12 protein-coding genes are annotated in these 14429 nt (G+C 60.3%); 9 read left to right on the top strand and 3 right to left on the bottom strand.

The features are described 5' to 3' along the window. Positions 1-7: 7 nt before the first annotated feature. Positions 8-916, bottom strand: a complete 909-nt coding sequence (xerD, locus tag VFW72_RS07350; protein WP_329673632.1) for a site-specific tyrosine recombinase XerD — start codon at positions 914-916, stop codon at positions 8-10. A gap of 200 nt (positions 917-1116) precedes the next feature. Here xerD and VFW72_RS07345 point away from each other — a divergent pair, with 200 nt between their 5' ends. After that, complete coding sequence (locus VFW72_RS07345) at positions 1117-1542, top strand: hypothetical protein (protein WP_329673631.1); 426 nt, start codon at positions 1117-1119, stop codon at positions 1540-1542. Here the strand turns inward: VFW72_RS07345 and VFW72_RS07340 are convergent. Further along, on the bottom strand, positions 1526-2440 hold the full coding sequence (locus VFW72_RS07340; RefSeq protein WP_329673630.1) for a PEP-CTERM sorting domain-containing protein: 915 nt from the start codon (positions 2438-2440) through the stop codon (positions 1526-1528). The two genes, VFW72_RS07345 and VFW72_RS07340, sit on opposite strands and share 17 nt — an antisense overlap. 74 nt (positions 2441-2514) lie before the next feature. Between VFW72_RS07340 and VFW72_RS07335 the strand changes: the two genes are divergently transcribed. The 8 genes from VFW72_RS07335 (at position 2515) to VFW72_RS07300 (ending at position 13400) form a co-directional block, all read left to right on the top strand. Beyond that, on the top strand, positions 2515-3039 hold the full coding sequence (locus tag VFW72_RS07335; RefSeq protein ID WP_329673736.1) for a GNAT family N-acetyltransferase: 525 nt from the start codon (positions 2515-2517) through the stop codon (positions 3037-3039). Between the two features lie 92 nt (positions 3040-3131). Continuing rightward, the gene (locus VFW72_RS07330; RefSeq protein WP_329673629.1) at positions 3132-3824 is read left to right on the top strand and encodes a CerR family C-terminal domain-containing protein; all 693 of its coding nucleotides are present in this window, start codon (positions 3132-3134) and stop codon (positions 3822-3824) included. Then, complete coding sequence (locus VFW72_RS07325) at positions 3821-4807, top strand: HlyD family secretion protein (protein ID WP_329673628.1); 987 nt, start codon at positions 3821-3823, stop codon at positions 4805-4807. Before VFW72_RS07330 ends, VFW72_RS07325 begins: the two co-directional genes overlap by 4 nt. Further along, entirely contained in the window at positions 4804-7551 is a 2748-nt protein-coding gene (gene rbbA, locus VFW72_RS07320; RefSeq protein WP_329673627.1) for a ribosome-associated ATPase/putative transporter RbbA, read from the top strand. The genes VFW72_RS07325 and rbbA overlap by 4 nt, the downstream gene beginning before the upstream one ends. A gap of 3 nt (positions 7552-7554) precedes the next feature. Further along, entirely contained in the window at positions 7555-8682 is a 1128-nt protein-coding gene (locus VFW72_RS07315) for an ABC transporter permease (RefSeq protein WP_329673626.1), read from the top strand. An 18-nt stretch (positions 8683-8700) separates the two neighbouring features. Then, a complete protein-coding gene (locus VFW72_RS07310; protein WP_329673625.1) occupies positions 8701-10479 on the top strand; it encodes a PHA/PHB synthase family protein in 1779 nt (592 codons plus the stop codon). Positions 10480-10511: 32 nt separating this feature from the next. After that, entirely contained in the window at positions 10512-11930 is a 1419-nt protein-coding gene (locus tag VFW72_RS07305) for a bifunctional enoyl-CoA hydratase/phosphate acetyltransferase (RefSeq protein WP_329673624.1), read from the top strand. A 15-nt stretch (positions 11931-11945) separates the two neighbouring features. After that, positions 11946-13400, top strand: a complete 1455-nt coding sequence (locus tag VFW72_RS07300; RefSeq protein ID WP_329673623.1) for an efflux transporter outer membrane subunit — start codon at positions 11946-11948, stop codon at positions 13398-13400. 22 nt (positions 13401-13422) lie between these two features. Here the strand turns inward: VFW72_RS07300 and VFW72_RS07295 are convergent, their stop codons facing one another. Then, complete coding sequence (locus tag VFW72_RS07295; protein ID WP_329673622.1) at positions 13423-14190, bottom strand: MBL fold metallo-hydrolase; 768 nt, start codon at positions 14188-14190, stop codon at positions 13423-13425. Positions 14191-14429: the final 239 nt, after the last annotated feature.

The raw sequence follows: 14429 nt of genomic DNA, 5'->3' as shown, positions 1-14429 counted from the left end.
CCCCCCGTCAAGCTCGCGGGTGATGCCTTTCGTGCAACTGCCGCAAGCGCTCTCGCGCCACATGGGTGTACACCTGCGTGGTCGAAATATCAGAGTGCCCCAACAGCATCTGCACCACACGCAAATCGGCACCGTGGTTGAGCAAGTGCGTGGCAAATGCGTGACGCAAGGTGTGCGGCGACAAGGGTTGGGTGATACCCGCCTTGATCGCGTACTTCTTGATGAGCTTCCAGAACATCTGGCGTGTCATGGGTCCGCCGCGCGAGGTCACAAACAAAGCATCGCTGCTCTGGCCATCGAGAATGTCGCCACGTGCGTAAGCGGTGTAGCGGGTCAACCATTCGGCTGCCTGGGCACCAAAGGGCACCAGACGTTCCTTCGAGCCTTTGCCGATGATGCGAAGCACCCCGTCTGACAGGCTGACGAATACCGACTTGAGCGAAACCAGTTCGCTCACGCGCAAGCCGCTGGCATAGATCAACTCCAGCATGGCCCGATCCCGAAGGCCAATGGGCTCGTCCACGTCGGGTGCTTCCAGCAAGGCTTCGACCTGCTGCTCGGTCAGCGAATGAGGCAAACGCTGGCGCTGCCGGGGCGCATCCATACGCACGGTGGGGTCAGCCTGAATGCGGCCTTCACGAACCGCCCAGCGATAGAACCGCCGGAACACACTGAGCCGGCGCCCAACAGACGAGGGCTGAGAGCTCCCATGCCGGTGGACCATGTAGCCCTGCAAATGCAGTTCGGTGGCATCAATCAACCCTGGTTCGCCCGGCTGAGCATGCAACCACACCGCCAACCCGTTCAAGTCGCGACGATAGGCAGCCAAGGTATTCTGGCTAAGCCCATCTTCCAGCCAAACCGCATCGAGAAATCGATCCAGATCCGGATCGTTGGACGCTTCACTCGCCTGCACCGTGCACTCCTTTCGCTCGGTTCAACGCAGCAAGTCTCGTTCCCGCCGACAGGATTTGTCGCAATCGCACACCAAACTCAGCCAAAGAGGGCAACCGTAACACATCGTTACCAGAGATCGGGGAACGTTGGATTGACGTCATTCATCCCGCTTCCTAAGCTGTCCGGAACTACAAACGCATCAATTCAGGGAACGCTCTCATGCGCGCAGCCAAACTCTCCGCCTCAGTACTACTGGTTTTGTCTCCGCTGGCCTCCATGGCTGCCAACGAGGTGCCAATCGACAAAGCCTTGGTGGGTGAATGGCGCGGCCAGCATGACGCCAAGCCTGGCTGCAAATTTGAATCGCACACGATCAAGCGCTTGCCTGATGGCCGATTCGTGATCAGCTATTTCAGCGACGCGGCCCAAACTCGGCAGGTCAGCGAAATCAAGGGGCTGTGGTGGGCTGCCGACCAGACTTTGTTCATGCAAACGCCTGGCTCAGGCAACAAACCCGAGACCTATCGGTATTACATGGTCGACCGCAACACGGTGCGCATGGAAAACGTCGACGTGGACCTGAGTGCCGAATGTCCTGACGACAGCACCCAGGTCGACACCCGGGTGGTCATGCAACAGGATTGATCTGACGTCTGCCCAGGCCGCTGCCCCACACGGCCAGCAGCCCGGCCAACATCAACGACAGGGTTGCTGGCTCTGGAACGGCCTGCACCTGCAGCCCCAGGTCTTTCGCGATGGCCAGGTCGAGCGGCGAGATGTTGTAGCGCACACCGCGTGCGAACGACACCCCATTCATCACGTCGTCAAGCAAGTCAGCGCCTGCGCCCCATCCATTACCGATGTGGTAGTTGTTGCCGATGGTGACGGGCACGTCATCACCGTAAATAGACCGCGCGTTGGCCCCGGTGAAAAACAGCTCGCTGCCATCGAAGCGAGTCTGGATGTCCCACGTCGACGCGTAGTTGGCCGGCAGAGCACCGTCCACATGCCCGCCCCAGCCATTGAAGCCCAAAGCATGACCGATCTCGTGAATGAAGAGGGACATGGCATCGGTCTTGTCCTGCGGAACCAAAGCCTGACGCAGGTAGGGATCAGGATCAAACCAGAGCTCGTTGCGCAAATAGTTCGGGTTGAACAGGATCTCCACATCGGGCGTGCTGCCGTTCACGTCTAGACCCTGATTGATCTTCACGGCCATGCCGGCTTCATAAACGTACACGCTGCCGACTTGCCCCACATAGCTGCTGGCGCGCGATGACGCCGCTGCAGCGGGCACGGAATCGGTGACTTGAACTTCAACGTCGATGTGGGCATCGCCTACGAGATAGCGCCCCCAAGTGGCCATGGCGGCATCAACGTGCTGGGCGATTTCGTCATACAACCCCAAGGCCAGACTGGCGCCATCCACAAACTGAACCGAAGAATCGAGTGCCGCTTGCGCGGGACTGGCAGCAACCGAGGCCGCAGCCACCAACACCGCGGCACGACAACCGTGCAGGCAGCGAGAATATCGAGTTGGCAAGAAACGAGGCAGCACAGTCGGACCTGTTTACGGTGGGTTCACGAAGCCGCACAGCATCTCGTAAATCAAGCGGAATGACAATCCCACATATTAGGAATTTGACAACAGACGATCTCTCAACGGTATGTGAGATCCAGTCTGCGTGCTATGGCCCTGCCTGGCTGGAACCGATTGAAGCTTTTACGCGCAAGCTGGAAGCGGCGCCGGGCTGGAGTTGGATGGCTTGGGTGAACGACGTCCCGGCGGGCTACTTGATCGGCTTGCCAATCGAAGAGATCGCGTCCCCTCGCCTTCCCGCGCTCGGCTCGACCGAGCCGATTGCCGCCGTCCACCGCGCCACTGGCTTCTATTTGCATGATCTGGCCATTGCGCCCCAGCACCGAGGCTGTGGCGTTGCCCCGGCCTTGTTCGCCACCGCCCAGCAATTCGCTCAATCCATTCAATTGCGGCAGATGGCATTGGTGGCCGTGCAGGATTCGGTCCCGTTCTGGCAACGCTTCGGTTTTACGCTGACCCCAGCGGATTCCCCCGCACTGAAGGCAAAACTCCTGACATTCGGAACGGACGCCGAGTTCATGATGCGCCGAGTTCAGGAATGATTGCGGCTAGCTTGAGTCAGATCAATTCATACGATTGACTGAATTAAAAAGGCGCGGCATGCTCGGTCCCATCGCCCGTTGTGAGCCCCACCGTGAACGCCGCAGCCCTACCCACAGATCTGGACACATCCGACCACAGCAAAGGCGCCCTGGCGCGCGAAAAAATGTTGCAGGCGGCCCTGGAGGTCTTCGGCCAACATGGCTTTGACGGCGCCACGACCCGCATGCTGGCGCAAGCCGCCAACATGAATCTGGGAGCCATTCCTTACTACTTCGGCTCCAAGGAAGACCTGTACACACAAGCGGCTGACTATCTTGCTGGCTTCATCGAGGCAAGGCAGGCCGAACGGCTGACGGCACTACGTCAGGCTGCCTCTCAAACACAAGATCGTGTCGCACTGTGCGACCTGGTGATCGACTTCCTGATGGGACAAGCGCAAACGGTGCTGACAGAAAACATCCCTACGAGCTGGATGCACTTCTTTCTGAAGGCTCAAGCGGAACAAGGCGCGGCCTTTGACTGCCTGTATCGTCGGGTGATCGAGCCCAGCCAGTCGGTGCTGACCGAGATCGTGGGCCGCATCATCGGCCGCCCCAGTGACGATGCGGTGACACACGCACTGGCCTTCCTGGGTATTCATCAAGCTTTGTACATTCGTCTGGCCGACTCGATGCTTTTGCATCGCATGGGGTGGAATCAGATCACCTCAGAGAACATGACCGCATTGCTGCAGACGATTGGCCAGGCCATTCGGGCTCAGTTGTTGCATTACCCCGCACCATGAACGCCAAGAAACTTGCATGGCCCCTGGCTGGGCTGACCCTATTGATCGCAGCCGGCTGGCTGATGTGGAACCAATCTCATCGCCAAGACACTCCGGAAGGCTTGGTGCGTGGAAATGGGCGCCTGGAAGTGGAACGCATTGAAATTGCGGCCAAGTACCCCGGTCGCATTGTTGAACTGCCGGTCCAAGAGGGAGACCTTGTCAAAGCCGGGGACCTGATCGCCCGCCAGGACAGCACCGAGCTGACCGCCCAGAAAGCCGCCGTAGCCGCCGCCATGGAGCGCGCCCAACAAGCGATTGCCCGCGCCAAGGCGGAAACCCAGGTGCGGCAGGTACAAGCCCGACTCGCGCAACTCGAGCTGGACCACACTGTGAAACTGCGGCAAGACACCTTGGTATCTCGTGCCGAGGTCGAACGGCGCGAGGCCCAACGCGATGGCGAGCGAGCTGGCGTGTCGGTGGCACAAGCTGCGATTGGCGAGGCCACTGCAGCCCGCTCCGAGGCGCAAGCCCAGATTCAGCGCCTGGATGTGGCCATTGCCGACATGAGCTTGCGCGCCCCGGTCAGTGGGCGAATTGAATACCGTGTGGTGGAACCGGGCTCGGTCATCCCCTCAGGTGGGCGGGTGGCCACACTGCTCAACACCTCCAGCGTGTACATGACCGTGTTTCTGCCCACCTCCGCCGCGGGTCGTTTGAAGGTCGGCGACGAGGCGCGTCTGGTGTTAGACGCTGCGCCACAGTTCGTCATCCCTGCGCACGTTTCCTTCGTCGCTGCCGAAGCTCAGTTCACCCCTAAATACGTGGAAACCGCAACTGAACGTGACAAGCTGGTTTACCGCGTGAAGCTGCAAGTGCCCACCGAAGTTGCCAGCCGGTATGCGCAATACGTGAAGGCTGGCCTGACGGGCAACGGCTATGTGCGCAGCGACACACAGAAGCCCTGGCCTGCCGCCTTCGACATCAAGCTACCCAAACTGTGACGCACGCGGTCGAGATCCAGTCACTCAACCACCGCTACGGCGAGGTGGTGGCTGTGCGCGATGTTCATTTGCAGCTCCCTGCGGGTCGCACCATTGGCCTAGTGGGGCCTGATGGCGTGGGCAAATCCACCCTGCTGGCCTTGATTGCCGGCGTCAAGCGACTGCAAAGTGGACGCATCAAGGTACTGGGCTGCGATGTGGCCGAGGCCGACATGCGCCAGCAGTTGGCACCACGCGTGGCCTTCATGCCCCAGGGCCTGGGCAAGAACCTCTACCCCACTCTGTCGGTGTTTGAAAACATCGACTTCTTTGCACGCCTGTTCGGTCAAGCCGCGCACGAACGCGAGCAACGCATTGACCGCTTGCTGCTGGCTACGGGGCTGGCGCCCTTTCGCGATCGCCCCGCGGGCAAGCTGTCTGGCGGGATGAAACAGAAGCTGGGCCTGTGCTGCTCTCTGGTACACGACCCTGACCTGCTGATCCTCGACGAGCCCACGACTGGGGTGGACCCGCTATCGCGTCGGCAGTTCTGGTCGCTGGTTGAAACGCTGATGGCCGAACGCCCCAACATGACGGTGATTGTGGCCACGGCTTACATGGAAGAAGCCCAACGCTTCGACTACCTCGTGGCCATGGACGAGGGGCGTGTGCTGGTCTATGACGAGACGCGATCGGTCTTGGCACGCACACCCAGCGGATTGCTGGAAGACGCATACATCGCGTTGCTGCCCCCGGACAAACGCGGCAGCGGCGATGCGCTGACCATCCCCCCGTTTCAGCCCAGCACCGGGCCGGCTGCCATCGAAGCCAAAGGACTGACACGCCGCTTTGGCGACTTCGTGGCAGTGCAAGACGTGAGCTTCCGCATCGAGCGCGGTGAAATCTTCGGCTTTCTGGGCTCGAATGGCTGCGGTAAGACCACCACCATGAAGATGCTGACTGGCTTGCTCGACATCAGCGAAGGCGAAGCCTTCCTGCTTGGGCAGCCCATCGACGCGCGGGACCTGACCACACGCATGCGTGTGGGCTACATGTCTCAAGCGTTTTCCCTGTACGACGAGCTCAGCGTCAGACAGAACCTTGACCTGCATGCCAAGCTGTACCGACTGGAAGGCCAATCAGCCCGTACCGCCATTGACGATGCACTGACACGATTTGATCTGCTCGACCATGCCGAGGCCAAGCCTTCCGAGCTGTCTGTGGGCATACGCCAGCGTTTGCAGTTGGCCGCTGCGTGCTTGCACAAGCCAGAAGTCCTGATCCTCGATGAGCCGACCTCGGGTGTCGACCCGGCTGCACGCGATCTGTTCTGGCGCCAGTTGATCCGACTGTCTCGGCAGGAACAGGTCACCATTTTCGTGTCAACTCACTTCATGAACGAGGCCGAGCGCTGCGATCGCATCTCGCTCATGCACCGCGGTCAGGTGCTGGCCGTCGGTGCACCCCGCGCCTTGCGGGAAAGCCAGCGAGCCGACTCATTGGAAACCGCCTTCATCGCCTACCTGGAAGCGGCCGATGACACCGTCGAAGCGGCGCGTCAGGCCAGCTCTGCAGCACCCCGTCAGGGCCCCTCGGCAGCCAGTCAGCCATCCCACACGCCAAGCCAGTCGGGCTGGATGGACTGGGCCTCGCGCATGTGGGCGTTCGCACGGCGCGAAGCGATTGAATTGAAGCGTGACCGCATTCGACTGACCTTTGCTCTGCTGGGCCCCATCATCTTGCTGCTGACTGCCGCCCTGGCGATTTCCTTTGACATTCAGCGCATTCACTTCGCCGTGTTGGACCACGACCAAACGTTCGACAGCCGACAGTTGATCGAACATTTCAACGGTTCGCGCTACTTCAAGCAAAAAGCCGAACTGAGAGACACCACGGACATTCAAGCCCGCTTGCGCACGAAAGACGTGAGCCTCGTCATCGAAATTCCGTCTGGCTTCGGACGCCAGTTGATTGCTGGCCAACGGCCTGAAGTGGCCCTGTTCATCGATGGCGCACAACCTTTCACCGCCGAGAACATTCGGGGCTATGCCCGCGGCATCTTGCTTGAACACGCCATGCGTTTTGCGCGCGAGCAACCCGGATTGAGCCTGCCCAAACTGCCGGCCACACTCGAACCCCGCTTCACCTACAACCAGGACTTCCGCAGCATCTACGCCTTCACACCAGGCTTGATCATGCTGGCACTCATCATCATTCCCACCATGCTCACCGCCCTGGGCGTGGTGCGAGAGAAAGAGATGGGCTCGATCATCAATCTGTATGCCTCGCCCGCCAGCGTGGGGCAGTTTCTGATCGGCAAACAATTGCCTTACATCGGACTGGCCATGCTGAGTTACCTCACGCTGGTCTTCCTCAGTGTGGTGGCTTTGGGTGTGCCTTTGAAAGGCAGCTTTCTGGCCCTGTCCATCGGGGCTCTGGCCTTCGTGTTCGCTGGCACCGCCTTGGGCCTGCTGATTTCCGCTTTCCTGAACTCCCAGGTAGCCGCGACGTTTGCAACCGCCATCATCTGCCTGATTCCTTCCATCAATTTCTCGGGCCTGCTGTACCCCGTGTCCACCTTGAGTGGCGCCGCCTTGTGGGTTGGGAAGGGCTTTCCATCGTCGTGGTTTCAGCTCATCAGCCTGGGTGCCTTCACCAAAGGCCTGGGGGTGGAGAGCTTTGGCCCCATGTACGCCGCCTTGGTGAGCTTCGGGGTGGTGTACCTGATGGGCGCACGCTGGCTGGTGCGCAAGCAGGAGGGCTGAAGCATGCGGCAATGGTTGGCCAATGTGATGCGACTGTCCATGAAAGAGTTGCGCAGCCTCTTTGGCGACGTGCCTTTGATGGCGCTGATTCTGTTTGCCTTTTCGGTGGCCATTTACAGCACGGCCAAAGGGGTCAAGGCAGAGGTAGCCCATGCCTCCGTAGCCATCATCGATGCCGACCATTCCGCGCTGTCTCGGCGCTTGCGCGATGGCATTCAACCGCCCTATTTCACCCCCCCGGTTGACATCGACCGGCGCGACGCCCGAGCAGCCCTGGACCGGGGCGAGTTCATCTTCATCATTGAAATCCCTCCACGCTTCGAAGCCAGCGTGCTGGCCGGCACCACACCAGCCTTGTCGCTCACGGTCGATGCCACGGCCATGACCCAAGCGGGGTTGGGCGTGCTGTATCTCAATGACATCTTCACGCGTGAACTGCTCGACTTCTTCCATGCCAAGGGCATTGAATCGTGGTTGCCCACGCGCCCTGTCATCCACATTCTGTTCAATCCCAATAACCAGGGGCACTGGTTCACCGCGGTGATGCAGATCATCACCAATGTCACTGTGCTGGCCATCATCCTCGTGGGGGCCGCCGTGATCCGCGAGCGCGAGCACGGCACCATTGAGCACTTGCTGGTCATGCCCGTGCGCCCCAGCGAAATCGCCATGGCCAAGATTCTGGCCAATGGGGGCGTGATCCTGGTGGCCGTAGCCTTGTCGTTGTGGTTGGTGGTGCACCTCATTTTGCAAGTGCCGCTGGCGGGATCGGTAGGCTTGTTCCTGCTGGGCACCGCGCTGTATTTGTTTGCGGCCACCGCATTGGGCATTTTCCTGGCCACCATGGCCTCGTCCATGCCACAGTTCGGTTTACTGGCGGCGCCGGTGTATGTGGTGCTATACCTCTTGTCTGGTGCAGCCACCCCGGTCGAAAGCATGCCCCTGGGCATTCAGAATGTGGTTCAAATTTCACCCACCACACAGTTCGTCAAACTGACTCAAGCCGTGTTGTACCGGGGCGCTGGCATCGACATCGTCTGGCCTCAGTTGTTGGCTGTGGCAGCCGCTGGTGCTTTCTTTCTCGTCATCGCCCTGGCTCGATTCCGAGCCATGCTCGCCCGTCAGGGCTGACACCAGGAGACTCGTTTCATGGATACACCGACCCCATCCCCTTCGGAACCGCAAGCCGACCTGGTGTCGGAATTGCTGCGCAATGTGGACCGCACCGTTCACGCGCAAATCGGTCAGATGTTCAAGGGACTGTCGCCTGTGCAGGCTGCCCTGGTGTACCTCGATTGGGCCGCGCACCTGACCCTCTCGCCGGGCAAGCAAATGGATGTCATGTGGAAGATGCTGCAAGACATGATGCAAGTCTGCCCGGATCTCGCCACCCACGCTCTGCCCTTCCAGGCCGCACATCACGATGGCACCACAGGTCCGATTTCCTGTCACCCCGGCGATAAACGCTTCCAGGCGCCCGCCTGGTCGCAGTGGCCATTCAACCTGTACGCCCAGAACTTCCTTGTTCTGGAGCGCGCCTGGGAACGTGCCACCCATGATGTCCCGGGCATGAGCCATAAGACCGAAGATGTCGCCTCCTTTGCCGCTCGAAACTGGCTGGACATCATGGCTCCGTCGAACATTCCGTGGATGAATCCGGAAGTGCTCAATGCCACCATGCAGGAAGGCGGTCTCAACTGGGTGCGCGGCGCCATGAATTTTGCCGACGACTACCAGCGGCTGATTCGAGGTTTGCCTGAAGCCGGTGTGGACCGATTCAAAGTGGGCGAGAACGTCGCCATCACGCCAGGCAAGGTGGTGTTCCAGAACGACCTGATCGAGCTGATCCAGTACACGCCCACGACTGAGAAGGTTCACGCCGAACCCATACTCATCGTGCCAGCATGGATCATGAAGTACTACATTCTGGATCTGTCGCCTCAGAAGTCACTGGTCAAGTACCTGGTTGACCAAGGCCACACGGTGTTCATGATCAGCTGGAAGAACCCCACCAGCCACGAGCGCGACAAAGGCATGGAAGACTACCGCCGCGATGGCGTGATGGCGGCCATCGACACGGTCTCGGAGATCGTTCCCAAGCGAAAAATTCACGCGGTCGGCTACTGCCTGGGCGGCACCATCTTGATGATCGCGGCTGCCACCATGGGCCGCGATGGCGATGATCGTCTGGCTTCCATGAGCCTGTTTGCGGCACAAGGTGACTTCACTGAGGCGGGCGAGTTGCTGCTGTTCATCAACGAAAGCGAGGTGAACCTGATAGAGGCCATGATGTGGGAGCAGGGCTACCTCAAAGGCGCGCAGATGGCCGGCACCTTCCAGCTACTCAACAGCAACGACCTGATCTGGTCTCGCATTCTCAAAGAGTACATGCTGGGCCAGCGCTACCAGCCCAACGACTTGATGGCCTGGAATGCCGACACCACGCGCATGCCCTATCGCATGCACTCCGAGTACCTGCACCGATTGTTCCTGCACAACGATCTGGCCACCGGGCGTTACGAGGTCAATGGCCACCCCATCTGGTTCACCGACATCCAGGTGCCCTGCTTTGCCGTGGGCACCAAGACCGATCATGTGGCCCCCTGGAAATCGGTCTTCAAGCTGCACCTGCTGCCGGTTGACCTGACCTTTGTGCTGACCAACGGTGGCCACAACGCCGGCATCGTCAGCGAACCCGGACACCCCCATCGCAGCTACCAGATTCGGTATCGACCCGCTGGTGGCAAATACCTGTCACCCGAGGCTTGGTTGGAGCAGGCCCCCGCGCACGAAGGCTCGTGGTGGCCGGCCTGGCAACAATGGTTGGCCGACCACTCGTCTGGGCGGGTTTCCCCCCCCAAGACGGGAAAACCCGGAAACAAAATGATACTTTCTGACGCGCCAGGCAGTTATGTTCGTGAGCACTAAAAAAACCTGCAGTCTGAACAGACAACACGAACATGACGCTGACCATCAAACCCCAACTGCTTGAGAACCGGACCTTCGAAGAAATCGCCGTGGGCGATTCCGCTTCCATCACCCGCGTTCTGAACAAGGACGACATTGACCTGTTCGCCATCCTCAGTGGCGACGTCAACCCCGCCCACCTGGACGAAGCCTACGCAGCGCAGACACCATTTCACAAAGTGATTGCCCACGGCATGTGGGGTGGCACCTTGATCTCGACTGTGCTGGGCACCAAGCTGCCTGGCCCTGGGACCATCTACCTGAGCCAGCAGTTGAAATTCCAGCGCCCCGTCTGCCTGGGCGACGTCATCACGGTCACCGTGACCGTCTCCGCCAAGAGCCCAGAAAAGAATCTGGTTTCGCTGGACTGCGTGTGCACCAACCAGGCGGGCAAGACCGTGATCTCCGGCTCGGCCGAAGTGATGGCCCCCACCACCAAGGTTCGTCGCGAGTCGGCCCCCTTGCCCGACCTGCAACTGCGTCGCCACCCGCACTTCCATCAACTGCTCACCCACTGCGAGCAGCACGAGGCCATTCCCGCTGCGGTCGCATTCCCCTGCGATGTGAGCTCGCTGACCAATGCCCTGCAAGCCGCGCAAGCTGGCCTGATCAAACCCATTCTGGTGGGCCCCAGCGAGCAGATCAAACGCGTCGCGGAAGACAACCAACTCGACCTGACTGGTTGCTCCTGGGTGGAGGCCACCACCCCTTCGGCCTCGATCGAAGCAGCCATTCAACTGGCCCGCAGCGGCGACGCCAAGGTGCTGTTCCAAGGCGCCATGCCTTTGGACGAAACCTTGCATGCGGTGCTCAATCGCACCACCGGCCTGCGCACCGATCGCCGCATGAGTCATGTCTATCTGGTGGACTCGCCTGACTACAGCCAGCCTCTGGTCATCACCGACGGGGCTCTCATCATTCAGCCCACCCTGGAAGACAAGCGCCACATCGTTCAAAACGCCATCGATCTGGTCAACACCCTGGGCATGAAGCCCAAGGTCGCGATCCTGTCGGCTGCCGATTCGATCAGCAGCGCCTTGCTGTCGTCGACCGATGCCACCGCTCTGTGCAAGATGGCCGAGCGCGGCCAGATCCAGGGTGGCGACATCGATGGTCCTCTGTCGTTTGACTCGGCCATCAGCCCGGCCGCCGCCCACGCCAAGGGCCTGAAGTCGAATGTCGCTGGCCAGGCCAATGTGCTCGTGGTGCCCAACATCGAGGTGGGCGACATGCTGGCCAAGCAACTGACCTTCATGGCTGGTGCCGTGGCTGCCGAAATTCTGCTCGGCGCCCAAGTGCCCATCATCCTCAACAACGCCGCGGCCAGCGAGCGCACCCGGGTGGCTTCGGCTGCCATTGCGCTGGTACTGGCCAACGCCTCCACCGCTGCAGCCCCGCTCGCAGCGGCCTGATTCACGCTGGACCCCATGCTCTCCCCTGCCAAGTCCCCCCTTCAACTTCGCTACTTGCCTTTGATCCTCGCTGCCAGCCTGACCACGGCCTGCAGCACCGTTGAAGTGGCCTTGCCGCAGGGGCCAGATACCCCCACATCCTTCGAGCAGGCACAGGGAGACCAAGCCCCTGTTGCCCTGGCGCGTTGGTGGGAAAGCATTGGCGACAGCTATCTGACCCAGCTGATCGAACAAGGTCTGCACACGAATGCAGACATCCGGATTGCCATGGAGCGGGTCAAGGAAGCTCGCGCCACCGTGACCATGGCCGAATCGGCCTTGTATCCCACGGTGGATCTGGTCGGGCTGACCAGTCGCAATCGCCTGGACTACCCGGAAACAGGTCCTATCGGCCCCATCACGGTTCCGGCCGACACCCGATACGCATCGCTGTCTGCCGGCGGCCTGAGTGCGGCCTGGGAGGTCGACCTGTTCGGTGCTCGGCGCAGCGACCGAGATGCTGCCCGGCAGGCTGTTCTGGGTATGCAGGAGAAGCAGCATGGTGCCCAGATGCTGGTGGCCGCCGACATTGCGAGCAACTATTTCGAAGCACGCAGCCTGGAGCGCCGGCAACAGGTGCTCGATAACAGCATTGCCGTGGCGCAACGCCTCCAGCAATACGCACAAGGACGCTTTGACGCCGGCCATGCCACACGCTTTGACGTCGACCGCGCTCGCACCCAGGTCGAAACACTGCAATCACTCAAGGCCCCGCTGCAAAGTCTGCTTTCGGCCCGCATCAGACGCCTGGCCGTGCTGACTGGTCGCACCCCGGAATCGATCAACCGCCTGCCTCCGCAAATTCCGCTGCCTGCCCCGGGCAGCAGCCTGATCCCTGATCCACTGCCAACAGTCCTGCCCGCAGAGGTACTGGAGCGACGCCCGGATGTGCGCGGCACAGCCAATCTGGTTCGGGCCCAGGCTGCCCGACTGGGTAGCGCCAAAGCCGACTTGTTGCCCCGCTTCTACATGGGGTTTGTGGCACAGGAAGGGCACATCGAGATTTCCGGCCTGCCTTCCACCACGCCCAATCTGCTGGGTTTGAGTGCCGGGGTGAAGCTACCGCTGTTTGATGCTGGACGCATTCGCGCCCACATCGCTGCCAGCGATGCCCGTCTGCAAGCTGCTGGCATTCAGTATGAGCAAGCCGTGCTCAGTGCGCTGGAAGACGTTGAAAACGCCTACAGTGCCCGACGCGCGCTGGACCACCGCACCGACAAATTGCGATCGGCTTGGCAAATCGCGCAGGAAGGGGCCGAGCACGCCGACCACCTGTTCCAGGAGGGTTCAGGCCTGCTGCAACCCGTGCTGGAAGCCAAGCTGCAAGCCCTGCAAAAGGAAGACGAGCTGATTCAAACCCAGACCGCCCGCGCGCTGACCACCGTACTGCTGTACAAGGCCATTGGCGGCGGCTGGCAGCAAGGGTCCTGAATCAACTTCGCCGCAGAAAACGTCAGACCAGCGCGTAGTGGTCCTGCGTCATCAGATCAATACCGCACTCCAGATCCTGCACCCACTCGATGAACTCAGGCACGGCTGAACCCACCAGCGGACGGCCATGCTGGGGCACGATCATCTGAATATCCAGCTTTTTGACCATGCGGGCCCACAACCGCAGGATCTTGTTGGACACCATGTAGCGCTTGTGGAAGCCCTCCATCGAGGCCAGCATGGGTGGCAAAGAGGGAATCACCGTGCCGGCCGGCATATCCGGGCCGACAAAGTTCGCAGCCAGATCACCCGAGAACAGAATCTTGCTGATCGGATCGTAAAACTGGAAATTGCCTTCCGCATGCAGGAAGTGAGCAGGTAGCGCCAGCAAAACACTGTCACCAATGGGAATGCGCATGCCCTCGTCGGGAATGCCAATCACACGGTTGGTCGTTTTACCGGGCTTGCAGAAATGCGGCGCAAAGCGCTCCCAGATCCTGGAGATGTATAGCGGGGCGGCTGTACCAGTCATCCAACGATCCAGCGAAGCGATGATGTCAGGGTCAGCATGCGAGGCCAGGATCGCCGCCAGTCTCTGGGGCGGGAAATACTTCATCATGCCCATGTACAGCTCGTTGTAAGCCACATTGCCACCCGGATCGATGATGGCACCCGTATCGCGATTGACGATCAGGAACTGGTTGGACGGCACCGCGTCACCGTGTTCACGGCTGAGATCCGTGAACATCAGGCATTGGTGATGGGCGTCTTTGTATAGCTCGATGGCCATGTTGAATCACCTTGGTTCGACTGCACGTAACAGCCACAATCGACGAAAGGCGCCAGAATGCCGGCTGGCCAGTTTTCACGATTTGATACGGGACAAACCCTGCCAAGGTACAGGTTTCTTGATGCAGGTAAATGTTGCAAACCGCACACTTGATCCTGTTCAAGACGACTCGCCATTGCCCAAATAAAAAAGCCCGGCATGGCCGGGCTTTTGTGTGCAAGCAAGCGAAATCGACAGAT

The organism is Aquabacterium sp., assembly GCF_036273115.1.
Classification (GTDB): domain Bacteria; phylum Pseudomonadota; class Gammaproteobacteria; order Burkholderiales; family Burkholderiaceae_C; genus Aquabacterium.
The sequence above is the reverse complement of the archived record's forward strand: the minus strand, read 5'-3'. Positions and strand labels throughout refer to the sequence as shown.

Coding starts and splice junctions, on each gene's coding strand:
- VFW72_RS07345 (WP_329673631.1), top strand. CDS start 1,117: ATGCGCGCAGCCAAACTCTCCGCCTCAGTACTACTGGTTTTGTCTCCG.
- VFW72_RS07335 (WP_329673736.1), top strand. CDS start 2,515: ATGACAATCCCACATATTAGGAATTTGACAACAGACGATCTCTCAACG.
- VFW72_RS07325 (WP_329673628.1), top strand. CDS start 3,821: ATGAACGCCAAGAAACTTGCATGGCCCCTGGCTGGGCTGACCCTATTG.
- VFW72_RS07315 (WP_329673626.1), top strand. CDS start 7,555: ATGCGGCAATGGTTGGCCAATGTGATGCGACTGTCCATGAAAGAGTTG.
- VFW72_RS07310 (WP_329673625.1), top strand. CDS start 8,701: ATGGATACACCGACCCCATCCCCTTCGGAACCGCAAGCCGACCTGGTG.
- VFW72_RS07305 (WP_329673624.1), top strand. CDS start 10,512: ATGACGCTGACCATCAAACCCCAACTGCTTGAGAACCGGACCTTCGAA.
- VFW72_RS07300 (WP_329673623.1), top strand. CDS start 11,946: ATGCTCTCCCCTGCCAAGTCCCCCCTTCAACTTCGCTACTTGCCTTTG.
- VFW72_RS07295 (WP_329673622.1), bottom strand. CDS start 14,190: ATGGCCATCGAGCTATACAAAGACGCCCATCACCAATGCCTGATGTTC.